Annotated in this window: 27 protein-coding genes; 22 read left to right on the forward strand and 5 right to left on the reverse strand. The window is 56.1% G+C overall.

Annotated elements, in window-relative coordinates:
- Positions 1-26 precede the first annotated feature (26 nt).
- From ACWKX3_RS00935 to hisP, 14 genes are all read left to right on the forward strand, one after another.
- Positions 27-1,040 (forward strand): aspartate-semialdehyde dehydrogenase, encoded by a 1,014-nt coding sequence (locus tag ACWKX3_RS00935; protein ID WP_006176553.1) that lies wholly within the window; start codon positions 27-29, stop codon positions 1,038-1,040.
- The gene (truA, locus tag ACWKX3_RS00940; protein ID WP_088207994.1) at positions 1,040-1,852 is read left to right on the forward strand and encodes a tRNA pseudouridine(38-40) synthase TruA; all 813 of its coding nucleotides are present in this window, start codon (positions 1,040-1,042) and stop codon (positions 1,850-1,852) included. The genes ACWKX3_RS00935 and truA overlap by 1 nt, the downstream gene beginning before the upstream one ends.
- 28 nt (positions 1,853-1,880) lie before the next feature.
- Entirely contained in the window at positions 1,881-2,540 is a 660-nt protein-coding gene (locus ACWKX3_RS00945; RefSeq protein WP_006176551.1) for a DedA family protein, read from the forward strand.
- Between the two features lie 154 nt (positions 2,541-2,694).
- On the forward strand, positions 2,695-3,600 hold the full coding sequence (accD, locus tag ACWKX3_RS00950) for an acetyl-CoA carboxylase, carboxyltransferase subunit beta (protein ID WP_006176550.1): 906 nt from the start codon (positions 2,695-2,697) through the stop codon (positions 3,598-3,600).
- A gap of 70 nt (positions 3,601-3,670) precedes the next feature.
- Positions 3,671-4,939: a bifunctional tetrahydrofolate synthase/dihydrofolate synthase gene (gene folC, locus ACWKX3_RS00955; protein WP_006176549.1), complete on the forward strand. Its 1,269-nt coding sequence runs from the start codon at positions 3,671-3,673 to the stop codon at positions 4,937-4,939.
- Complete coding sequence (dedD, locus tag ACWKX3_RS00960; RefSeq protein WP_058609886.1) at positions 4,929-5,624, forward strand: cell division protein DedD; 696 nt, start codon at positions 4,929-4,931, stop codon at positions 5,622-5,624. Before folC ends, dedD begins: the two co-directional genes overlap by 11 nt.
- Before the next feature lie 253 nt (positions 5,625-5,877).
- Positions 5,878-6,366 carry a colicin V production protein gene (gene cvpA, locus ACWKX3_RS00965; protein WP_000262116.1) on the forward strand — a complete coding sequence of 163 codons (489 nt, stop codon included), beginning with the start codon at positions 5,878-5,880 and terminating at the stop codon, positions 6,364-6,366.
- A gap of 36 nt (positions 6,367-6,402) precedes the next feature.
- Positions 6,403-7,920: an amidophosphoribosyltransferase gene (gene purF / locus ACWKX3_RS00970; protein WP_006176547.1), complete on the forward strand. Its 1,518-nt coding sequence runs from the start codon at positions 6,403-6,405 to the stop codon at positions 7,918-7,920.
- 89 nt (positions 7,921-8,009) lie between these two features.
- Positions 8,010-8,579 carry a UbiX family flavin prenyltransferase gene (locus ACWKX3_RS00975; protein ID WP_404599904.1) on the forward strand — a complete coding sequence of 190 codons (570 nt, stop codon included), beginning with the start codon at positions 8,010-8,012 and terminating at the stop codon, positions 8,577-8,579.
- 290 nt (positions 8,580-8,869) lie between these two features.
- Positions 8,870-9,652: a lysine/arginine/ornithine ABC transporter substrate-binding protein ArgT gene (gene argT, locus ACWKX3_RS00980; protein WP_088207996.1), complete on the forward strand. Its 783-nt coding sequence runs from the start codon at positions 8,870-8,872 to the stop codon at positions 9,650-9,652.
- A 226-nt stretch (positions 9,653-9,878) separates the two neighbouring features.
- Positions 9,879-10,661, forward strand: a complete 783-nt coding sequence (hisJ, locus tag ACWKX3_RS00985) for a histidine ABC transporter substrate-binding protein HisJ (protein ID WP_454541131.1) — start codon at positions 9,879-9,881, stop codon at positions 10,659-10,661.
- Positions 10,662-10,749: 88 nt separating this feature from the next.
- On the forward strand, positions 10,750-11,436 hold the full coding sequence (locus ACWKX3_RS00990) for a histidine ABC transporter permease HisQ (protein WP_006176543.1): 687 nt from the start codon (positions 10,750-10,752) through the stop codon (positions 11,434-11,436).
- Complete coding sequence (locus ACWKX3_RS00995) at positions 11,433-12,149, forward strand: ABC transporter permease (protein ID WP_006176542.1); 717 nt, start codon at positions 11,433-11,435, stop codon at positions 12,147-12,149. The genes ACWKX3_RS00990 and ACWKX3_RS00995 overlap by 4 nt, the downstream gene beginning before the upstream one ends.
- 8 nt (positions 12,150-12,157) lie before the next feature.
- On the forward strand, positions 12,158-12,931 hold the full coding sequence (gene hisP, locus ACWKX3_RS01000) for a histidine ABC transporter ATP-binding protein HisP (RefSeq protein WP_042320620.1): 774 nt from the start codon (positions 12,158-12,160) through the stop codon (positions 12,929-12,931).
- A 174-nt stretch (positions 12,932-13,105) separates the two neighbouring features.
- On the opposite strand, the gene ACWKX3_RS01005 is transcribed toward hisP, so the two are convergent.
- The 4 genes from ACWKX3_RS01005 to yfcG form a co-directional block, all read right to left on the reverse strand.
- Entirely contained in the window at positions 13,106-13,615 is a 510-nt protein-coding gene (locus tag ACWKX3_RS01005; RefSeq protein WP_446186903.1) for a GNAT family N-acetyltransferase, read from the reverse strand.
- Positions 13,616-13,658: 43 nt separating this feature from the next.
- The gene (locus ACWKX3_RS01010) at positions 13,659-14,552 is read right to left on the reverse strand and encodes a TIGR01777 family oxidoreductase (RefSeq protein ID WP_058609882.1); all 894 of its coding nucleotides are present in this window, start codon (positions 14,550-14,552) and stop codon (positions 13,659-13,661) included.
- A 13-nt stretch (positions 14,553-14,565) separates the two neighbouring features.
- Positions 14,566-14,934, reverse strand: coding sequence for a dihydroneopterin triphosphate 2'-epimerase (gene folX, locus ACWKX3_RS01015; protein WP_006176538.1), 369 nt, complete (start codon positions 14,932-14,934; stop codon positions 14,566-14,568).
- A gap of 75 nt (positions 14,935-15,009) precedes the next feature.
- The gene (yfcG, locus tag ACWKX3_RS01020; protein ID WP_006176537.1) at positions 15,010-15,639 is read right to left on the reverse strand and encodes a GSH-dependent disulfide bond oxidoreductase; all 630 of its coding nucleotides are present in this window, start codon (positions 15,637-15,639) and stop codon (positions 15,010-15,012) included.
- A gap of 138 nt (positions 15,640-15,777) precedes the next feature.
- Between yfcG and yfcF the strand changes: the two genes are divergently transcribed.
- The 3 genes from yfcF to yfcD are packed head-to-tail and all read left to right on the forward strand — an operon-like array spanning position 15,778 to position 17,641.
- Positions 15,778-16,422 carry a glutathione transferase gene (gene yfcF / locus ACWKX3_RS01025; RefSeq protein ID WP_042320328.1) on the forward strand — a complete coding sequence of 215 codons (645 nt, stop codon included), beginning with the start codon at positions 15,778-15,780 and terminating at the stop codon, positions 16,420-16,422.
- 57 nt (positions 16,423-16,479) lie between these two features.
- Positions 16,480-17,031: a phosphodiesterase gene (gene yfcE / locus ACWKX3_RS01030; RefSeq protein ID WP_442779561.1), complete on the forward strand. Its 552-nt coding sequence runs from the start codon at positions 16,480-16,482 to the stop codon at positions 17,029-17,031.
- Positions 17,032-17,086: 55 nt separating this feature from the next.
- A complete protein-coding gene (gene yfcD / locus ACWKX3_RS01035) occupies positions 17,087-17,641 on the forward strand; it encodes an NUDIX hydrolase YfcD (RefSeq protein WP_404599908.1) in 555 nt (184 codons plus the stop codon).
- A gap of 3 nt (positions 17,642-17,644) precedes the next feature.
- Here yfcD and ACWKX3_RS01040 read toward each other — a convergent pair whose 3' ends face one another.
- Complete coding sequence (locus ACWKX3_RS01040) at positions 17,645-18,664, reverse strand: LacI family DNA-binding transcriptional regulator (RefSeq protein ID WP_454541132.1); 1,020 nt, start codon at positions 18,662-18,664, stop codon at positions 17,645-17,647.
- Between the two features lie 237 nt (positions 18,665-18,901).
- Here ACWKX3_RS01040 and ACWKX3_RS01045 point away from each other — a divergent pair, with 237 nt between their 5' ends.
- The 5 genes from ACWKX3_RS01045 to ACWKX3_RS01065 all read left to right on the forward strand — a co-directional run bounded on the left by ACWKX3_RS01045 (position 18,902) and on the right by ACWKX3_RS01065 (position 22,884).
- Positions 18,902-19,345, forward strand: coding sequence for a PTS sugar transporter subunit IIA (locus ACWKX3_RS01045; protein WP_454541133.1), 444 nt, complete (start codon positions 18,902-18,904; stop codon positions 19,343-19,345).
- A gap of 80 nt (positions 19,346-19,425) precedes the next feature.
- A complete protein-coding gene (locus ACWKX3_RS01050; RefSeq protein WP_006176530.1) occupies positions 19,426-19,698 on the forward strand; it encodes a PTS sugar transporter subunit IIB in 273 nt (90 codons plus the stop codon).
- 21 nt (positions 19,699-19,719) lie between these two features.
- Positions 19,720-21,111, forward strand: coding sequence for a PTS ascorbate transporter subunit IIC (locus ACWKX3_RS01055; protein ID WP_006176529.1), 1,392 nt, complete (start codon positions 19,720-19,722; stop codon positions 21,109-21,111).
- Positions 21,108-21,938: a transketolase gene (locus ACWKX3_RS01060; RefSeq protein ID WP_400444838.1), complete on the forward strand. Its 831-nt coding sequence runs from the start codon at positions 21,108-21,110 to the stop codon at positions 21,936-21,938. Before ACWKX3_RS01055 ends, ACWKX3_RS01060 begins: the two co-directional genes overlap by 4 nt.
- Positions 21,931-22,884 carry a transketolase family protein gene (locus ACWKX3_RS01065; protein WP_454541134.1) on the forward strand — a complete coding sequence of 318 codons (954 nt, stop codon included), beginning with the start codon at positions 21,931-21,933 and terminating at the stop codon, positions 22,882-22,884. Before ACWKX3_RS01060 ends, ACWKX3_RS01065 begins: the two co-directional genes overlap by 8 nt.
- Positions 22,885-22,951 lie beyond the last annotated feature (67 nt).

Consider the following 22,951-nt stretch of genomic DNA (forward strand, 5'->3'; position numbering starts at 1 on the left):
CTTTTTTATTTCTGGAGTAAACCACCATGTCTGAAGGCTGGAACATTGCCATTTTGGGTGCCACTGGCGCCGTGGGCGAAGCCCTGCTCGAAACCCTTGCTGAGCGTCAGTTCCCGGTGGGCGATATTTACGCGCTGGCGCGTACTGACAGCGCGGGCGAACATCTGCGTTATAACGGTAAATCCGTGAGGGTCCAGGACGCCGCTGAGTTCGACTGGACGCAGGCTCAGCTGGCATTTTTCGCCGCAGGTGCCGAAGCCACCGCATCTTACGTTGAAGACGCCACTAACGCGGGCTGCCTGGTGATTGATCTGAGCGGTCTGTTCTCACTGGAGCCAGACGTCCCACTGGTGGTGCCGGACGTGAACCCGTTTGTCCTGGCTGACTACCGTAACCGCAACGTTATTGCGGTACCGAACAGCCTCACCAGCCAACTGCTGACCGCGCTTAAGCCGTTGATTGACGACGGTGGTCTGTCGCGTATCAACGTGACCAGCCTGCTGTCAGCCTCTGCTAACGGCAAGAAAGCGGTCGATGCGCTGGCCGGGCAGAGCGCGAAACTGCTTAACGGTGTTCCGATTGACGAAGACGACTATTTTGGCCGCCAGCTGGCGTTCAACATGCTGCCACTGTTGCCGGATCGTGAAGGAAGCGTGCGTGATGAGCGTCGTATCGTCGATGAAGTGCGCAAAATCCTCCAGGATGACGGCCTGATGATCTCCGCCAGCTGTATCCAGTCACCGGTATTCTATGGCCATGCGCAGATGGTGGGCTTTGAGGCGCTGCGTCCGCTGGCGGCCGAAGAGGCGCGCGATGCGTTTGGCCGCGGTGAAGACATCGTCCTTTCTGAAGAGAGCGAATTCCCGACGCAGGTGGGTGATGCAACCGGAAGCGCGCATCTTTCAGTCGGCTGCGTGCGCAATGATTACGGCATGCCGGAGCAGGTTCAGTTCTGGTCGGTGGCGGATAACGTCCGTTTTGGCGGTGCGCTGATGGCGGTCAAAATCGCTGAGAAACTGGTGCAGGAGTATCTGTACTGATGTCAGAAGTGGAACACAAGCCGGTCCATAGAATTGCCCTCGGCATTGAGTACGATGGCAGTAAATACTATGGCTGGCAGCGTCAGAACGAAGTGCGCAGCGTGCAGGAAAAGCTGGAAAAAGCGCTTTCTCAGGTGGCGAACGAACCGATTAACGTTCTTTGCGCAGGGCGGACGGACGCCGGTGTCCACGGCACGGGGCAGGTGGTTCATTTTGAAACCACCGCCGTGCGTAAAGACGCCGCCTGGACCCTGGGCGTGAATGCGAATCTGCCTGGAGACATCGCGGTGCGTTGGGTCAAAAATGTGCCCGATGATTTTCATGCGCGTTTCAGCGCCACGGCGCGTCGTTACCGCTATGTCATCTACAATCAGCGTCTGCGTCCGGCGGTGCTCAGCCAGGGCGTGACGCATTTCTATGAACCGCTCGATGCAGAACGTATGCAGCGCGCGGCGCAGTGTCTGATTGGCGAAAATGACTTTACGTCGTTCCGTGCGGTGCAGTGCCAGTCCCGCACGCCGTGGCGTAACGTGATGCACATAAACGTCAGTCGTTATGGCGCGTATGTGGTGGTGGATATCAAAGCGAATGCCTTTGTACATCATATGGTGCGGAATATTGTGGGCAGCCTGATGGAAGTGGGTGCCGGACACCAGCCGGAGAGCTGGATTGCTGAGCTGCTGGCAGCGAAGGACAGAACGCTTGCGGCAGCAACGGCGAAAGCGGAAGGGCTGTATCTGGTTTCGGTGGATTATCCGGACCGGTTCGACCTTCCAAAACCGCCAATGGGTCCGCTGTTTTTAGCGGACTAATCAACGGTGCTATTAAGGCTTAGACAATATGGACGTAATACGTTTTCTGATTGATTTCATTCTGCATATTGATGTTCACCTGGCTGAACTGGTCGCTCAGTACGGCATTTGGGTGTATGCCATTCTGTTTTTAATCCTCTTTTGCGAAACCGGGCTGGTGGTTACCCCGTTTTTGCCGGGAGATTCGCTGCTGTTCGTGGCCGGTGCGCTCTCTGCGCTGCCCACCAACGATCTGAATGTGCATCTGATGGTGATACTGATGATTATTGCCGCCATTGTCGGCGATGCGGTCAACTACACCATTGGGCGGGTGTTCGGTGAACGATTGTTCAGCAATCCGGATTCGAAAATCTTCCGCCGCAGCTATCTGGATAAAACCCATGCGTTCTATGAACGTCATGGCGGTAAAACCATTATCCTTGCGCGTTTTGTGCCTATTGTGCGTACATTTGCACCCTTTGTGGCGGGAATGGGACATATGTCCTATCGTCACTTTGCGATGTACAACGTGGCGGGGGCGCTGCTGTGGGTCCTGCTGTTTACCTACGCGGGCTATCTATTTGGCGATCTGCCGGTGGTTCAGGAAAACCTTAAGTTACTGATTGTAGCGATTATTGTGCTTTCCGTCCTGCCTGGCGTTATCGAAATTATTCGCCATAAGCGCGCGGCGGCAAAACAAGCGAAGTAACAGCACTCTGGCGGTTCGACCACTTTTTTATCCAAAGTTTCGGGCTGTTATGTTTTAATGTGCAACATTCATGGTCTGTTGGAGGCAAAAATGGCATTATTCGCCTCTTACAGCAAAACTGGCATACGACCAGGTTCAGGCAGAAAGGTTATCAATGAGCTGGATTGAACGAATTAAAAGCAACATTACCCCAACGCGCAAAGCGAGCATTCCTGAAGGGGTATGGACGAAGTGTGATAGCTGCGGCCAGGTTCTGTATCGCGCAGAGCTGGAACGCAATCTCGAGGTGTGTCCGAAGTGTGACCACCACATGCGTATGTCGGCGCGTAACCGCCTGCATAGCCTGCTGGACGAAGGTTCCTTAGTTGAACTGGGCAGCGAACTTGAGCCAAAAGATGTGCTGAAGTTCCGCGATTCCAAAAAATACAAAGATCGTCTGGCCTCTGCACAAAAAGAGACCGGCGAGAAAGACGCGCTGATCGTCATGAAAGGCACCCTGCACGAGATGCCGGTTGTCGCCGCCGCGTTTGAGTTCGCCTTTATGGGTGGCTCAATGGGCTCTGTAGTCGGTGCGCGTTTCGTACGTGCCGTTGAGCAGGCGCTGGAAGACAACTGTCCGCTGATCTGCTTCTCTGCCTCCGGTGGCGCGCGTATGCAGGAAGCGCTGATGTCCCTGATGCAGATGGCGAAAACCTCTGCGGCGCTGGCGAAAATGCAGGAGCGCGGTCTGCCGTATATCTCCGTGCTGACCGACCCAACCATGGGTGGCGTCTCAGCCAGCTTCGCGATGCTGGGTGATTTGAACATCGCCGAGCCGAAAGCGCTGATCGGGTTTGCCGGTCCTCGCGTTATCGAACAGACCGTACGTGAAAAGCTGCCGCCGGGCTTCCAGCGCAGTGAGTTCCTCATCGAAAAAGGCGCTATCGACATGATCGTCCGCCGCCCGGAAATGCGCCTGAAACTGGCCAGCATCCTGGCGAAGCTGATGAATCTGCCAACGCCTAACCCGGATGAACCGCGTGAAGGTGTGGTTGTACCGGATCAGGTACCCGAGGCCTGATAACTGAAAAGGGCAGGGCCGGTTGGCGCTGCCCTTTTGCTTTCTAAACTGTTAATGACAACCGGGCATCATGGAAAATAAACGCATTCCCCAAGCCACGTCGCCCCTGGTCGCGTGGCTTTCTTATCTGGAAAATCTGCACGGTAAAACCATCGATATGGGGCTTGAGCGCGTAAGCCAGGTTGCCGCGCGTCTCGATGTGCTGAAACCCGCACCTTTCGTGTTTACCGTTGCCGGAACGAACGGTAAAGGCACCACCTGCCGCACGCTGGAATCCGTGCTGATGGCCGCCGGTTATAAGGTCGGCGTTTACAGCTCCCCGCATCTTGTGCGCTATACCGAGCGCGTGCGGGTGCAAAACACCGAGCTGCCGGAATCGGCCCATACGGCGTCGTTTGCTGAAATCGAAGCCGCGCGCGGTGAGACCTCATTAACCTATTTCGAATACGGTACCCTTTCGGCGCTGTGGCTGTTTAAACAGGCGCAGCTGGACGTGGTGATTCTGGAAGTGGGCCTTGGCGGGCGGCTTGATGCCACCAACATGGTGGATGCCGACGTTTCCGTGGTGACCAGCATCGCGCTGGACCATGTTGACTGGCTGGGGCCGGATCGCGAAAGCATTGGTCGCGAGAAAGCGGGCATTTTCCGCGCCGGTAAGCCTGCCGTTGTCGGTGAACCGGATATGCCGCACACCATTGCCGATGTGGCGAAAGAGAAGGGGGCCACGTTGCTTCGCCGCGACGTGGACTGGCAGTACAGTGTTGAGGATAACGGCTGGTGCTACCGCGATGCACAGGGCGCGCTGGATAACCTGCCGCTGCCGCAGGTGCCACAGCCTAACGCGGCTACCGCGCTGGCGGCACTGCGCGCAAGCGGGCTGGCAGTGAGCGAGCAGGCGATCCGCGACGGCATCAAAAATGCCATCCTGCCCGGGCGTTTCCAGATCGTCAGCGAATCGCCACGTCTGATTCTGGACGTGGCGCATAATCCGCACGCGGCGGCCTATCTCGCAGGACGTCTCAAATCGTTACCAAAAACCGGGCAGGTCCGGGCGGTTATCGGTATGCTTCATGATAAAGATATTGGCGGCACGCTGGCCTGCATGGAGAGTGTGGTCGATAGCTGGTATTGTGCTCCTCTGGAAGGGCCGCGAGGCGCCACCGCTGAACAGCTGATGGCGCATCTTGGCGAAGGCAAAGCCTACGCAAGCGTAGTGGAGGCCTGGCATGCCGCGATGGCGGATGCGAAACCAGAAGATACCGTGCTGGTGTGTGGCTCGTTCCACACGGTGGCACATGTCATGGAAGTGATGGACGCGGGGAGAACCGGTGGCGAGTAAGTTTCAGAACCGTCTGACAGGAACCATTGTGTTGGTCGCGCTCGGGGTGATTATCCTCCCGGGGCTGCTTGACGGGCAGAAAAAGCATTATCAGGATGAGTTTGCGGCGATCCCGCTGGTGCCAAAACCAGGCGATCGCGATGAGCCGGATATGCTGCCTGCGGCGACGCAGGCGCTGCCTGCTCAGCCGCCGGAAGGCGCTGCCGAAGAGGTGCGTGCGGGCGATGCGGCAGCCCCGTCGCTGGACCCGTCTCGCCTGGCGGCAAACAGCAATACCGATATCGATCCTGTGCCGGTTGAACAGCCGAAACCGGTAGTTAAACCGAAGCCGGTAGAGAAACCGCAGCCTAAACCGCAGCGTGACCAGACCGACGATCGGCTTGCCGCTGCGTCAGAAACACCGCCGCCGGCAAAACCTGCCCAGCAAGAGCCAGCCCCTGTGGGTAAAGCGTACGTTGTGCAGCTCGGCGCGCTGAAAAATGCCGATAAGGTTAATGAGGTAGTGAGTAAGCTGCGCGGCGCGGGATATCGTGTTTACACTTCACCTTCCACGCCGGTACAGGGTAAAATTACCCGTATCCTCGTCGGACCGGATGCGTCGAAAGATAAGCTCAAAGGGTCGCTCGGCGAGCTGAAGCAGATTTCCGGTCTGAGCGGTGTGGTGATGAACTACAGCGCGAACTGATAAGATCTTTCCCCTCACCCTGACCCTCTCTCCAGAGGGGCGAGGGGAGGGTTTGCTCCCTCTTCCTTGAGGGAGAGAGCCGGGGGGAGGGGCAACAGACGTTCACAGCGACGTCAAAAGGACCGTGGCGTTGAGCTTTTTTTCAGCGCCTTTTTTATTTACGCGGGGAAAGGAAATCCCTACGCAAACGTTTTCTTTTTCTGTTAGAATTCGCCCCGAACTGGATGACAGGGCGTTAAATCGTGGAACATATATGGTCTGGATTGATTACGCCATCATTGCGGTGATTGGTTTTTCCTGTCTGGTTAGCCTGATCCGTGGCTTTGTTCGTGAAGCGTTATCGCTGGTGACATGGGGTTGTGCTTTCTTTGTTGCCAGTCATTACTACACTTACCTGTCTGTCTGGTTCACGGGCTTTGAAGATGAACTGGTCCGAAACGGAATCGCCATCGCGGTGCTGTTTATCGCGACGCTGATTGTCGGCGCTATCGTCAATTACGTGATAGGTCAGCTGGTCGAGAAAACCGGTCTGTCAGGAACGGACAGGGTACTCGGGATCTGTTTTGGGGCGTTACGAGGCGTGCTGATTGTGGCCGCGATACTGTTCTTCCTGGATACCTTTACCGGGTTCTCAAAAAGCGAAGACTGGCAAAAATCGCAGCTCATTCCGGAGTTCAGCTTCATCATCAGATGGTTCTTTGACTATCTGCAAAGCTCGTCGAGTTTCTTGCCCAGAGCCTGACTGGCTCTGAGATGTGGCTTAACGAGGAAAAGACGAATGTGCGGTATTGTCGGTATCGCCGGTTTCATGCCGGTTAACCAGTCTATTTATGACGCATTATCGGTGCTTCAGCACCGTGGTCAGGATGCTGCGGGTATCATCACCATTGATGCACACAACTGCTTCCGTTTACGTAAGGCAAACGGCCTGGTAAACGATGTGTTTGAAGCCCGCCATATGCAGCGCCTGCAAGGTAATATGGGGATTGGTCACGTTCGTTATCCTACTGCTGGCAGCTCCAGCGCCTCTGAGGCTCAGCCTTTTTACGTCAACTCACCGTACGGCATCACGCTTGCCCACAATGGCAACCTGACCAATGCCCACGAGCTGCGTAAAAAGCTGTTCGAAGAAAAACGTCGCCACATTAACACCACCTCTGATTCTGAAATCCTGCTAAATATCTTTGCCAGCGAGCTGGATAACTTCCGTCACTATCCGCTGGAAGCCGATAACATCTTTGCCGCCGTGGCCGCGACCAACCGCCTGATCCGCGGCGCGTACGCCTGCGTGGCGATGATTATCGGTCACGGTATGGTGGCCTTCCGCGATCCAAACGGCATTCGCCCGCTGGTGCTCGGCAAACGCGATCTCGGCGATGGTCGTACCGAATACATGGTCGCCTCCGAAAGCGTGGCGCTTGATACCCTGGGCTTTGAATTCCTGCGCGACGTCGCGCCGGGCGAAGCGGTGTACATCACCGAGAAGGGGCAGCTGTTTACCCGCCAGTGTGCCGACAACCCGGTCAGCAACCCGTGCCTGTTCGAATACGTCTACTTCGCGCGTCCGGACTCGTTCATCGACAAGATTTCCGTGTACAGCGCCCGCGTGAACATGGGAACCAAACTGGGTGAAAAGATTGCCCGCGAGTGGGACGATCTGGATATCGACGTGGTTATCCCCATCCCGGAAACCTCCTGCGATATCGCGCTGGAAATTGCCCGTATTCTGGACAAGCCGTACCGTCAGGGTTTTGTAAAAAACCGCTACGTTGGCCGCACCTTCATCATGCCGGGCCAGCAGCTGCGCCGTAAATCCGTGCGCCGCAAGCTGAATGCCAACCGCGCCGAGTTCCGTGACAAGAACGTCCTGCTGGTGGATGACTCCATCGTGCGGGGCACGACGTCTGAGCAGATTATCGAGATGGCGCGTGAAGCCGGGGCGAAGAAAGTGTATCTGGCCTCTGCAGCCCCGGAAATTCGCTTCCCGAACGTGTACGGCATTGATATGCCAACCGCCAACGAGCTGATCGCCCATGGCCGCGAAGTGGATGAAATCCGTCAGATCATCGGGGCCGACGGCCTGATTTTCCAGGATCTCAACGATCTGATCGACGCGGTACGTGCCGAGAACCCGGATATTCAGCAGTTCGAATGCTCGGTGTTTAACGGTATCTATGTAACCAAAGACGTTGATCAGCAATATCTCGACTACCTTGATTCGCTGCGTAACGACGACGCGAAAGCCGTCCAGTTGCAAAACGATCTCGAAAGCTTAGAGATGCACAACGAAGGCTAACGCCTGAGCAGGTGAGGGCGGGTGCCCTCACTTGCAACTCCCCGTAAAATCCTGCACAGTCAGCCCTGAATTCAGCAAGGGCAAAAATCATGAAACGACTCATTATCGGGCTTAGCGGTGCCAGCGGTGCCATTTACGGCGTGCGCCTGTTGCAGGTGCTGCGTGACGTATTTGAAGTAGAAACGCATCTGGTGATGAGCCAGGCGGCGCGTCAGACCCTGTCGCTTGAAACCGATCTCTCCCTGCGTGACGTACAGTCGCTGGCTGATGTCGTGCATGATGCCCGCGATATTGCCGCCAGCATCTCCTCTGGCTCGTTTAAAACGGCGGGCATGGTGATCCTGCCGTGTTCCATCAAAACCCTCTCGGGCATTGTGAACAGTTATACCGACACGCTCGTCACCCGCGCTGCCGACGTTGTGCTGAAAGAGCGCCGTCCGCTGGTGCTGTGCGTGCGTGAAACGCCTCTGCACCTGGGCCACCTGCGGTTAATGACCGCGGCTGCGGAACTGGGTGCGGTGATCATGCCTCCGGTCCCGGCGTTCTATCATCGGCCTAAAAACCTTGACGATGTGATTAACCAGACGGTCAACCGCGTGCTGGATCAGTTTGACATTGACCTGCCTGAAGATCTCTTTACCCGCTGGCAGGGCGCGTGAGTCGCTGCACTGCCTGAGTGCATGAGAAGACAAGTTGCCCTGTTTCAGGGCAAAACTGCAACCGCGATCATATCCTCGACATTTAATTCGTTTTTTCCCTTTTTCTCTCTGCGGTTCGTTCGGCAGACCTGCTATCTTTCACCATTAAGGCAATATCGCAACGTTTTATTAACATATTTAACGTCGAAAAATTGACCCGACGTCAAAATGGCATAAGACCTGCAAGAGAAGCCCTGCACGACAACACACAACACAACCATAATAAAATCACGGTACTTGAGGGTAAATGTATGAAGAAGACGGTTCTGGCTCTGTCTTTGCTGGTGGGATTAAGCGCTGCTGTGAGCAGCTACGCAGCGCTTCCACAGACGGTACGTATCGGTACGGACGCCACCTACGCGCCATTCTCTTCGAAGGATGCGAAAGGTGAATTTGTCGGTTTTGATATCGACCTGGGAAATGAGATGTGCAAACGCATGCAGGTGAAATGCACATGGGTGGGCAGCGACTTCGACGCATTGATCCCGTCGCTGAAAGCCAAGAAAATCGACGCCATTATCTCTTCACTCTCCATTACCGAGAAACGTCAGCAGGAGATTGCTTTCTCCGAGAAGCTCTATGCGGCGGATTCTCGTCTGATTGCAGCCAAAGGCTCGCCGATCCAGCCGACGATCGACTCGCTGAAAGGCAAGCACGTGGGTGTGCTTCAGGGCTCGACGCAGGAAGGGTATGCCAATGCCAACTGGCGCGAGAAGGGCGTGGACGTGGTGCCTTATCAGAACCAGGATCTGATTTACTCGGATCTGACTGCCGGGCGTCTGGACGCTGCGTTCCAGGATGAAGTCGCTGCAAGCGAAGGCTTCCTGAAACAGCCTGCGGGCAAAGAGTACGCCTTTGCTGGCCCCTCGGTTAAAGATAAAAAATACTTTGGTGACGGGACCGGTATCGGCCTGCGTAAGGACGACACCGAGCTGAAAGCCGCCTTTGATAAAGCGTTTACCGAACTGCGCAAAGACGGCACCTACGACAAGCTGGCGAAGAAGTATTTCGACTTCAACGTATACGGTGATTAAGACGGACGGTGATGCCCCGAAACGGTGCGCTTCGGGGCGCGAATGAGCCAATATGGTGCAGTGTGTGCACCATATTGGTTCGGCTCGTGCATAGTTAAGCACTAATAATGCAAAAAATACCGCCCGAAAGGCATTAATCTTTGCCTGACAGAGGGGATTAATGGCACATTAACGGCACCCCGTCGTCGTAAAAATCCCGTATGAAGACAGTCTGTTGAGGATAGATATGAAAAAACTGGTGTTGTCCCTTTCTCTGGTGCTGGCCTTTTCCAGCGCTACCGCGGCATTCGCAGCGATCCCGCAAAAAATTCGTATCGGTACCGATCCAACCTATGCCCCCTTCGAATCGAAGAATGCGAAGGGTGAACTGGTCGGTTTTGACATCGATCTGGCGAATGAGCTGTGCAAACGCATCAAAGCGCAATGTACCTACGTTGAGAACCCGCTGGATGCGCTGATCCCGTCGCTGAAAGCGAAAAAAATCGACGTTATCATGTCTTCTCTCTCCATTACTGAAAAACGCCAGCAGGAGATTGCCTTTACGGACAAGCTGTATGCGGCAGATTCCCGACTGGTGGTGGCGAAATCCTCTGATATCCAGCCAACCCTTGACTCCCTGAAAGGCAAGCGCGTCGGCGTTCTGCAGGGCACGACGCAGGAAACCTACGGCAATGAGCACTGGGCACCGAAAGGGATTGAGATTGTCTCTTATCAGGGCCAGGAAAACATCTACGCTGACCTGACGGCAGGCCGTATCGACGCGGCGTTCCAGGATGAAGTCGCGGCGAGCGAAGGCTTCCTGAAGCAGCCGGTGGGTAAAGCCTATAAGTTCGGCGGTCCGTCTATTAAGGACGAAAAACTCTTTGGCGTCGGCACCGGTATGGGCCTGCGCAAAGAAGACAACGAACTGCGTGAAGCGCTGAACAAAGCGTTCGCGGAAATGCGTGCTGACGGCACGTACGACAAACTGGCCAAAAAATACTTCGATTTTAATGTTTACGGCGGCTAATCGCTCCGTCAAATAACGTGCGGCCCCTCCCCGTGTGGGAGGGGAAAAGACACGGTTTCACCACTCACGACACGACAGGGCAGGCGGTATGCTGTACGGATTTTCTGGCGTTATTTTACAGGGCGCGCTTGTCACCCTGGAGCTGGCTCTTAGCTCCGTGGTACTCGCCGTGCTGATAGGACTGGCGGGGGCGGGAGCAAAGCTGTCGGCAAATAAACCGCTCGCGCTGATTTTTGAAGGCTATACCACGCTGATTCGCGGCGTGCCTGATCTGGTCCTGATGCTGCTGATTTTTTACGGTCTGCAGATTGCGCTGAACGGCGTAACGGATGCCATCGGCATGGACCAGATTGATATTGACCCGATGGTGGCCGGTATCATTACTCTCGGTTTTATCTACGGGGCGTACTTCACCGAAACCTTCCGTGGCGCGTACATGGCGGTGCCGAAGGGCCATATCGAAGCGGCGACCGCATTCGGTTTCACCTCCTCACAGACGTTTCGCCGGATCATGTTCCCGGCCATGATGCGCTATGCGCTTCCGGGCATCGGTAACAACTGGCAGGTTATCCTCAAAGCCACGGCGCTGGTTTCCCTGCTCGGCCTGGAAGATGTCGTGAAAGCGACCCAGCTGGCGGGCAAGAGTACCTGGGAACCCTTCTATTTTGCCGTCGTCTGCGGTGTGATCTATCTGGTCTTTACGACCGCCTCCAACGGCGTGCTGCTTCTGCTTGAACGTCGCTACTCCGTGGGTGTGAAGAGGGCTGACCTGTGATTGAGATTATTCAGGAATACTGGAAAGCGCTGCTGTGGACAGATGGCTACCGTTTTACCGGCGTGGCGATTACGCTGTGGCTGCTGATCTCGTCGGTGGTGATGGGTGGCATTCTGGCCATTTTTCTCGCCATTGGCCGCGTGTCGAACAATAAATACATCCGCTTCCCGATCTGGCTGTTCACCTACGTGTTCCGCGGTACGCCGCTGTATGTGCAGCTGCTGGTGTTCTATTCAGGCATGTATACGCTGGAGATAGTGAAAGGCACCGAGATGCTGAACGCCTTCTTTCGCAGCGGTTTGAACTGTACGGTGCTGGCGTTAACGCTGAATACCTGCGCTTACACCACCGAGATCTTCGCTGGCGCCATCCGGTCTGTACCCTACGGTGAAATTGAGGCGGCGCGCGCGTACGGCTTTTCGTCGGTTAAGCTTTACCGCTGCATCATTCTGCCGTCGGCGCTGCGCATTGCGCTGCCTGCCTACAGCAACGAAGTGATTTTGATGCTGCACTCAACCGCGCTGGCCTTCACCGCAACGGTCCCGGACCTGCTGAAGATTGCCCGTGATATTAACTCCGCGACCTATCAGCCCTTTACCGCCTTCGGGATTGCAGCGGTGCTCTATTTAATTATTTCATACGTCCTGATTAGCCTGTTCCGCAAGGCGGAAAAACGCTGGCTGCAGCATATAAAACCTTCTTCGACGCACTGAGAATGATGATGGCTGAGAACAAATTAAACGTAATTGATTTGCACAAACGCTACGGCGAACACGAAGTGCTGAAAGGGGTATCGCTGCAGGCTGATGCAGGCGACGTAATCAGTATTATCGGCTCATCCGGTTCCGGTAAAAGTACTTTCCTGCGCTGCATTAACTTCCTCGAAAAACCGAGTGAAGGCCAGATTGTGGTGAGCGGACAGAACATTAATCTGGTCCGTGATAAAGACGGCCAGCTGAAGGTGGCGGATAAAAACCAGCTGCGGCTGCTGCGCACGCGCCTGACCATGGTATTTCAGCATTTCAATCTCTGGAGCCACATGACGGTGCTGGAGAATGTGATGGAGGCGCCGATCCAGGTGCTGGGGTTGAGCAAGCAGGAAGCGCGCGAGCGGGCGGTGAAATATCTGGCGAAAGTGGGTATTGATGAACGCCAGCAGATCAAATACCCGGTGCATCTCTCCGGCGGCCAGCAGCAGCGTGTCTCTATCGCCCGCGCGCTGGCAATGGAGCCCGAGGTGCTGCTGTTCGACGAACCCACCTCGGCGCTTGACCCTGAACTCGTTGGCGAAGTGCTGCGCATCATGCAGAAACTGGCCGAAGAGGGTAAAACGATGGTGGTGGTGACGCACGAGATGGGCTTTGCCCGTAACGTCTCGAACCACGTCATTTTCCTGCATCAGGGGAAAATTGAGGAGCAGGGACACCCGGACGAGGTGTTAGCGAACCCACAAAGCCCGCGCTTGCAGCAATTTTTGAAAGGATCGTTGAAGTAGTTTTTGCCTTTCTCCCTCTCCCCGTGGGCTGAGCAATCCCCAGAAATTTCAGCCCGGCGCAGAATACTCCCTCTTCCCGTGGGAGAGGGCCGGGGTGAGGGCATCAGGCCGCAGCGCAGTCAGTCGCCCGGTGGCGCTTCGCTTACCGGGCCTGATAAATCGGGCCCACGATACTCAAACCGCACCGCGCTCCAGCCGATATCCCCAGTCGTCATACCGCACGCCGTCAATCTCGTATGCCTTCTCAAGCACCTGCGTGCGCACAAACCCGGCTTTCTCCAGCACCCGTACCGACCCGGTGTTATCTGCCAGCACCCAGGCGTTAATCGCCTTCACGCCCGTCTGGTTAAACGCATAATCACACACCGCGCGCAGCGCTTCGCTGGCAATGCCTTTCCCCTGTGCGGCGGGGACGACGGTATAGCCGATGTCCGCTTCTTCACGGTTTTCAGGGCTAATTTGCAGGCCAATGTCGCCGAGCGGGGTGTCGTCGTCATGCAGACGAATGACAAACACATGTCCCGCCGTCAGACGCGCGGCGAAAACGCGTCGAGTCTCTTTTTCCGGGGCGATTGCGGCCATATAGCGCATAACGGAGCGGTCTTCACGCAGGCTGCGGAAGAATGCCCAGTCAGAGGGTTCGAAAGGAGTGAGTGAAAGTCGGGAGGTTGTGATGGTTGCCATTATTACGCCCGGTCAGCTGAACAGGCGTATAAATGTAACATATTCACCGCACCACATCCCCCAGTGCCTCTTCCAGGTCATGCCAGCGAAACGTAAACCCGGACGCTTCAAGCCGTTTTGGCAGCGCGCGCTGACCACCCAGCACCAGTACCGATGATTCGCCCATCAACAGCCGAATTGCGGTGGCAGGGGCGCGCAGCACCGCCGGACGATGCAGGGCATGTCCCAGCGCGTGCGCAAACTGCTCGTTACGAACCGGGTATGGCGAGACCATGTTAAACGGCCCGCGCAGGTCGTTATCCAGCAGCCAGATAATGCCGTTGACCATATCGTCGATATGGATCCAGGCGAGATACTGACGGCCATTGCCGATGGGGCCACCGAGACCGAGCTTAAAGGGAGGGACCATTTTGCCCAGAATGCCGCCTTTCGGGGCCAGGACGACGCCAGTGCGCAGCAGACAGACGCGGGTTTTGTCGCTCTGCGCGCCGCAGGCGATCTGCTCCCAGCGCGCGCAAAGTTTGTGGGTAAATTCGTTGTGTGGCGGCTCCTCTTCGGTGACCACCACTTCGCCGAGATCGCCATAATAACCTGCCGCCGAGCCGGAAATCAGCACCGACGGCGGCGTGTCGCTATTGCGGAAAAGCTCGACCAGCTTTTCGGTAATGTTCCACCGGCTGTGGCACAACCGCTGTTTCTGCTCCTGCGTCCAGCGCTTGTCGGCGATAGGCTCACCCGCGAGGTTAATGACGGCGTCAAAGCCGTCCAGATTCTGCTTATCCGCCAGCCCTTTCCAGACCTCAATGCCGCTACCGAGCACCTGACGCGCTTTCTCCGGGCTGCGCGTCACCACGGTAATTTCGTGATGCAACGCCTGCAGGCGCGGGATGAGATGACGACCAATCAGGCCGGTACCGCCGGTCAGCAGAATCTTCATATAACCTCCAGGTTTACGCGTCGCGCCGCCAGCCTAGCGTCATCGAGACGGAGTCGGCGTAGCGCAGAGCGTGAAGTTTATCGATCTCGACTTCAGCATAAGTGACCCAGTGATGTTCGCGTGCGATATCGAGCACATCCTGAGTTAATTTTTCCAGCAGGAAGAAACGGTTGTTTTCAACGTACTGGATGATCTCTTTGGTAATGGTGCGATAGTTCAGCGCATCATTAATATCTTCACTGGCGCGCGCCTTGTCCGCCGGGTAATGGATGGTCACGTTGACCACGATATCCTGACGGTTGACGATCTCTTCCTCTTTAATACCGATGAACGTGCGTAAGCGTAGATTTTTTATACGAATAATAGCGTCTTGCTGCGACATTGCAGGTCTTCTCCGTGTCAGTCATGCCTCCCCATCATACATGAGAGCCTGACCTGCGCCCAACCGGGCACAGGCCTAAATCTGCTGGATCTTTTGCATCGCGCGCTCGGTCGCAGGGCGAGTCCGGATGCGCTCAAACCAGTTATTGACGGCCGGGTAAGAGGCTAAATCGATGCGGTGGCGCACATGGGTATTCACCCACGGCCAGCAGGCGATATCGGCAATGCTGTAGTGATCGCCCCCGAGCCACGGTGATTTCTCCAGCCGACGGTTAAGCACGCCGTAGAGCCGCTGCGTTTCTACCTGATAGCGCTCAATAGCGTAAGGGATCGGCTGCGGGGCATAGGCGGTGAAATGGTGATTTTGCCCGAGCATCGGCCCCAGACCGCTCGTCTGCCAGAAAAGCCATTGCAGCGTATGGTGGCGCTCGCGCAGTTCCCCACTCAGCAGCTGGCCGGTTTTCTCCGCCAGATAAAGCAAAATCTCGCCGGATTCAAACAGGCTCAGCGGCCGCCCTCCGTCAGCGGGCAGGTTATCGATAATGGCCGGAATTTTATTGTTTGGCGAAATCGCCAGAAAAACGGGCCGGAACTGATCGCCCTTGCTGATATCCACGCGGATGATCCGGTAATCGAGTTCGGCCTCTTCGAGAAAAAGGGTGATCTTATGGCCGTTAGGGGTGGGCGCATAATAGAGATCTATCATTCTTAACTCCTGTCATTGCAAACCGTAATGCCATAAAAGGAGTATAGGTGCATGTTGAAAATCGTGAGTTTTCATCAAGTGACAGCGAAGCAAAGAGATTATATGTTGAGTGAAAACCGATCAGCCGATGAGGATGTTATGAACCAGCCCGTAATCACATTGTGGTCCGATGCGAATTTCTTTTCACCCTATGTTCTGAGCGCTTACGTGGCGCTGGCCGAAAAAGGGCTCTCTTTTACCCTTAAAACCGTCGATCTGGACGGCGGTGAGCATCTTAAACCGCAGTGGCAGGGGTACGCACAAACGCGACGTGTGCCGATGCTGGACATTGATGGCTTCACGCTGAGCGAATCCTCGGCGATCGATGAGTATCTCGAAGATCGCTTTGCACCACCGGAGTGGGAACGCATTTATCCACACGATCTGCAAAAACGTGCCCGCGCCCGCCAGATCCAGGCCTGGCTGCGCAGCGATCTGGTGCCAGTTCGCGTCGAACGTTCAACCGACGTGGTGTTTGCCGGCGTGAAAAAGCCCACGCTCAGTGAAGAGGGGCTGCTCAGCGCGCAAAAGCTGATCGATACAGCATCGTCACTGCTGGCTCATGGTAATCCTAATCTCTTTGGCGAATGGTGCATCGCCGACACCGATCTTGCCCTGATGCTCAATCGCCTGATCCTTAACGGCGATGCCGTGCCGCAGCTGCTGGTGGATTATGCGGCGTTCCAGTGGCAGCGGGCGTCAGTGCAGCGTTTTGTGGCACTCTCCGCTAAGCGCGCGGGCTGATAAGCCCTGACGCATAAGGTATGATAGGGGCAGTTTTATTTTCCTGAGGAATGACTGATGAAACTCATGTTTGCGTCGGATATCCATGGATCGCTGCCCGCGACCGAGCGTGTTCTTTCTCTGTTCGCCCAAAGCGGGGCGCAGTGGCTCATCATTCTGGGCGACGTATTGAATCACGGCCCGCGAAACGCGCTGCCGGAAGACTATGCCCCGGCGCAGGTCGCTGAAAAGCTAAATGCCTGTGCGCCGCGCATTATCGCCGTGCGCGGCAACTGCGACAGCGAAGTGGACCAGATGCTGCTGCAATTTCCCATCACCGCGCCCTGGCAGCAGGTGCTGCTGGAAAAATGCCGTCTGTTTTTAACCCACGGACACCTTTTTGGCCCGGATGCGCTTCCCGCGCTGGCGGCTGGCGATGTCCTGGTTTACGGCCATACTCATATTCCGGTCGCGGAAAAACGTGGCGAGATTTATCACTTTAACCCCGGTTCGGTTAGCATCCCAAAAGGGGGATACCCTGCAAGCTATGGCATGCTGGATGAGAATTCATTACGCGTAATCGCACTTAATGATCAGCAAGTTATTGCGCAGGTAGAGATTAATCCGTAAGTTACACCTCAACTGCAAACGCGCCGAAAGAGCGCTTAGACGAGAAGGTTTCCCGATGGTGGAGCAGAGTCATTTGGCAAGTACAGAATGGGTTGACATTGTCAGCGAAGAAAATGAAGTGATCGCGCAGGCCAGCCGCGCACAAATGCGTGCGGAGCGCCTGCGTCACCGTGCGACGTATATCGTGGTGCATGATGGTATGGGCAAAATTCTGGTCCAGCGCCGCACGGACACCAAAGATTTTCTACCCGGTATGCTGGATGCCACCGCGGGCGGCGTGGTACAGGCAGACGAAGTGCTGCTGGATTCTGCGCGCCGTGAAGCGGAAGAAGAGTTAGGGATCGCTGGCGTGCCGTTCGCCGAGCACGGTCAGTTCTATTTCGAAGACCAACATTGCCGCGTCTGGGGCGGGCTGTTCAGCTGCGTCTCCCACGGGCCGTTCGCGCTGCAGGAAGAAGAGGTGAGCGAGGTCAGCTGGATGACGCCAGAAGAGATCACCGCACGCTGTGATGAGTTCACGCCCGATTCGTTAAAAGCGCTGGCGCTGTGGATGACCCGCAACGCCAAAAATGAATCCACCCGACCGGAAAAAGAAGAAGAGGCTGAATAAGCCTTAACAACTCTCCCGCAGACACAGACTGGACGCGATGGGTTTATGCTCGCGCCAGTCTCCGTCATTCAGACGTTCCAGCAAGGCTTTCCCCGCTTCCACGCCAATTTTCCGATGCGGTACCGCCATGGTTGTCAGCGGCGGCTGACAGACGCGGCTGACGTCGCTATCCCCAAAGCCTACTACGGCCAAATCATCCGGTACTTTGATGCGTCGACGCTGACACTCGTAGAGCGCACCGCAGGCCAGTTCGTCCGACACGCAGACCAGCGCATCCAGCTCCGGCCACGCCAACAGAAATTCCGGCAGCTGCGCCGCACCCGTGGAAAAGACGGGCGGCATGGCGGCGTTAATCACCCGGTTGGGCGACATATGATGGCGAAGCATGGCCTTGTACCAGCCCTGCAGGTGCTGCTGGAAAATCCACTGCTCCTGGTTAGCGCACAGCAGGCCGATATTCTGGTAACCGCGCTGGATCACCGTTTCGGTCAGCTCATACATCGCGGCGACGTTATCAATCCCGATATTCATATCAATGGGATCGGCGCGCATGGCCCCTATCTCCATTACCGGAATCGAGGCATTTTTCAGCCAGTGGCGCACGGTGTCGCTATGCTCGACGCTCAGTAAAATCGCCGCGGCAATGTTCGACGCCAGCAGCGTTTCCAGCAATTTTTCTTCCTGCTCAAGCCGGTGCTGAGATTCCGCCAGCATGATTTGATATCCGGCAGGCTGCAGCACCTGCTGTAGCCCGGCGAACATTTCCGAGCAGCCTGCTTCGGAAAGATTTGGAACGACCATCGCAATCGTCCATGACGAGGCCGATGCCAGCGCGCTGGCAGCGAGATTGGGCATATAACCCAGTTCCTGCACAGCGGCTTCAATTTTTTCACGCAGTTTATCGGAAACTTGCTCCGGCGTGCGGAGCGCACGGGACACGGTCATTGTGCCTACACCGGCAAGCTGTGCGACATCGGCAAGTGTCACTTTACCAGTACTGCGCCGTTTTCGGGTTAGAGACATACACCTTCCTGCTGACCAGACGCGTTCTTATTGTCATCCTTCGCTTCACGTGAAACGCAGTATACGCCTTAAATCCCTTTTTTTGCTGTGATTTAACCCGATGATTACAATTTGATAGCGCTATCACACTTCTGCATGTTTGTCGTTGGTAGCGCTATCTTTGTGACCGCGATCGCAGCGAATAGCGCAGGCGTTGAATAAAGTTTGCTCATCTTTTGGGGTATGGCGGGAGGAGAAATGCTCAAAACGTGGCTAAACGAGACAACCATCACGCTCAGGGATAGCGTCGACAGCTGGTCGCAGGCGATGGCGCTTTGCGCGCAACCGCTGCTGGAGCAGCAGGTGATTTCGCCAGCATACGTGACGGCCATCATCGAGCAGCATCACGCCTTAGGGCCGTACTATGTGCTGGCACCAGGACTGGCGATGCCGCATGCGCGGCCAGAGGAAGGGGCTAACGGGCTGGGGCTGTCATTATTAAAGCTGAATCAGGGCGTCTCATTCGGCGCGGGAGAATTCGACCCGGTTGATGTGATAGTGATGCTGGCGGCACCGGACAAAAATAGCCATATCGACGCACTCTCCGCGCTGGCTGAATTATTTTCCAGCGAGGATGACATGGCCAAATTACACCGGGCGAATACGCTGGAGGAGATAAAAATTATCGTCGACCGCTTCTGATTTACTGATTTCATCCGATTCTTCACAACATTACGCACCAGCGTGATGGGGCGTACTCTACACCAAAAAAGGGGCTAACAATGAAAATCATGGCTATTTGCGGTTCTGGCCTGGGCAGCAGTTTCATGGTCGAAATGAATATTAAAAAAGTCCTTAAAAAACTGGAGATCGACGCGGAGGTAGAGCACTCCGATCTCTCTTCCGCTACGCCGGGGGCGGCCGATCTCTTTGTGATGGCAAAGGATATCGCGGCCAGCGCCAGCGTGCCGGAAAGCCAGCTGGTGGTGATCAACAACATCATCGATATCAACGAACTCGAAGCGCAACTGCGCGCCTGGTTCGACAGACAATAATCCTGATTAGGCGAGGTGGATATGTTTATCCTTGAAACGCTGAATTTCGTTGTTGATATTTTAAAAGTCCCTTCTGTGCTGGTGGGATTAATTGCGTTAATTGGTCTGGTTGCGCAGAAAAAAGCCTTTTCTGACGTCGTCAAAGGGACAATTAAAACCATTCTGGGTTTTATTGTGCTGGGCGGTGGGGCCACCGTGCTGGTGGGATCGTTAAATCCTTTAGGCGGGATGTTTGAGCACGCCTTTACCATTCAGGGCATTATTCCAAACAATGAAGCGATTGTTTCTATCGCGCTGGAAAAATACGGTGCCTCTACCGCGCTGATTATGGCCTTCGGGATGGTGGCAAATATTATTGTTGCCCGCTTTACCCGTCTGAAATACATCTTCCTGACTGGACACCACACTTTCTATATGGCGTGCATGATTGGCGTGATCCTGACGGTGGCGGGCTTCGAGGGCGTGGGGCTGGTCTTTACCGGCTCGTTGATCCTCGGCCTGGTCATGGCCTTCTTCCCGGCGATCGCCCAGCGTTATATGAAGCGGATTACCGGTACCGATGATATCGCGTTCGGCCACTTCGGCACGCTGGGATATGTGTTGTCCGGCTGGATTGGCAGCCGCTTCGGCAAAGGCTCGCGCTCGACGGAAGAGATGAACCTGCCGAAAAACCTCAGCTTCCTGCGCGACAGTTCGATCTCCATCTCGCTGACCATGATGATTATCTACCTGATCATGGCGGTAAGCGCTGGTCGTGAGTACGTTGAGGGCACCTTCAGCGGCGGCCAGAACTATCTGGTCTACGCCATCATCATGGCGATCACCTTCGCTGCCGGGGTATTTATCATCCTGCAGGGCGTGCGTCTGATTCTGGCGGAAATCGTGCCGGCCTTTACCGGCTTCTCTGAAAAACTGGTGCCTAATGCGCGCCCCGCGCTGGACTGCCCGGTGGTTTACCCCTATGCGCCCAACGCGGTACTGATTGGTTTTCTGTTTAGCTTCCTCGGCGGCCTGGTCGGGTTGTTCATCTGCGGCCAGTTCAGCTGGGTGCTGATCCTGCCGGGCGTGGTGCCGCACTTCTTCACCGGCGCAACCGCAGGCGTGTTTGGCAACGCCACGGGTGGGCGTCGCGGGGCGATGATCGGCGCGTTTGCCAACGGTCTGCTGATCACTTTCCTGCCGGTGCTGCTGTTGCCGGTGCTGGGCGCTATCGGCTTTGCCAACACCACCTTCTCCGACGCTGATTTCGGCGCGGTCGGTATTGTGCTGGGCAATCTGGCGCGCTTCCTGTCGCCGCTTGCCATCACCGGACTTGTGGTTGCGTTGTTTGCTCTGCTGGTGGCGTACAACGTGTTCGCTAAAAACAAAACCGCGGGCGAGAGCGCGCAGGAAAATACCGGAGCTAAATCATGAATGTGAAAGAAGTCACCCAACTGGCGCGTGATATCCGCCTCGAAACCCTGAAGGCGCTGACGCAGCTCGGTTTTGGGCACTACGGCGGCAGCATGTCGGTCGTCGAAACGCTGGCCGTGCTGTACGGCGCAGTGATGAAGATCGACCCGGCCGACCCGGACTGGCCTGAGCGCGACTATTTTGTGCTGTCAAAAGGCCATGCTGGCCCTGCGCTGTATAGCACTCTGGCGATTAAGGGCTACTTCCCGATAGAAGAGCTGAGCACGCTGAACCACAACGGGACGCGTTTGCCCAGCCACCCGGACCGCCTGAAAACGCGCGGCGTCGATGCCACCACCGGCTCGCTGGGGCAAGGGATCTCCATTGCTGGCGGCATGGCGCTGTCGCACAAGCTGGCGGGCAGGCCAAACCGGGTCTTCTGCATTGTTGGCGATGGTGAACTCAATGAAGGCCAGTGCTGGGAGGCGTTCCAGTTTATTGCCCATCATCGCCTGAACAACCTGACGATATTTGTGGACTGGAACAAGCAGCAGCTTGACGGTGAGCTGGATGAAATCATCTGCGCGTTTGACCTTGAAGGCAAATTCCGCGCCTTCGGGTATGACGTGGTGACGGTGAAAGGCGACGACATTCCGGCGCTGCTGGAGGTCACATCACGGGTGCCGGAGGCCAATGCGCGCCCGCGGGTGGTGATCCTCGACAGCATTAAAGGGCAGGGGGTGCCGTATCTGGAGCAGCTCGGCAATTCGCACCACCTGCGTTTAACAGAGGAGAGCAAAGCGGCGCTTAACGAGACGATCCGCCAACTGGAGGCTTCACATGATTAAGATCGCACCCGCAGGACAGAAAGATGCCGTCGAGATGCGCAAAGTCTACGCCGGTTTTATAGCCAAACAGATCGAAGCCGGAAGCGAGATCATCGCGCTGGAGGCCGACCTGATGAGTTCCATGGCGATGGACGGCGTGGCGCGCGATTATCCCCGGCATGTGATCAACTGCGGCATTATGGAGGCGAACGTGATCGGGACGGCCGCCGGGTTGTCGCTGACCGGGCGCAAGCCGTTCGTCCATACGTTTACCGCCTTCGCCAGCCGTCGCTGCTTCGACCAGCTGTTTATGTCCCTGGACTACCAGCGCAACAATGTGAAGGTTATCGCCTCGGACGCGGGCGTGACCGCCTGTCACAACGGCGGCACGCACATGTCGTTTGAGGATATGGGCATCGTGCGTGGTCTGGCCCATTCGGTGGTGCTGGAGGTGACCGACGCGGTGATGTTTGAGGATGTGCTGCGCCAGCTTATCGACCTTGAGGGGTTCTACTGGGTGCGCACCATTCGCAAGCAGGCACCGAGCGTGTATGCCCCGGGGTCAACCTTTACCCTTGGCAAAGGCAACGTGCTGCGCGAGGGGAGCGATATTACCCTGATCGCCAACGGCATTATGGTTGCAGAAGCGCTGGAGGCGGCGCGCCAGCTGGAGCAGGAGGGCGTGAGCGCGGCGGTGATAGACATGTTCACCCTCAAGCCCATCGACCGGATGCTGGTGAAAAACTACGCCGAAAAAACCGGGCGCATCGTGACCTGTGAAAACCACAGTATTCATAACGGGCTGGGATCGGCGGTGGCCGAAGTGCTGGTGGAAACCTGCCCGGTACCGATGCGGCGGGTGGGGGTGAAGGAGCGTTACGGCCAGGTGGGGACGCAGGACTTTCTGCAGAAGGAGTATGGCCTGACGGCGCATGACATTGTGTCGGCGGCGCGAGAGTTGCTGTAAATAAAAAAGGCGACCGTGAGGTCGCCTTTTTGTTGCCCGGTGGCGCTGGCGCTTACCGGGCCTACGG

The sequence above is a fragment of the Enterobacter sp. UPMP2052 genome, assembly GCF_053709675.1.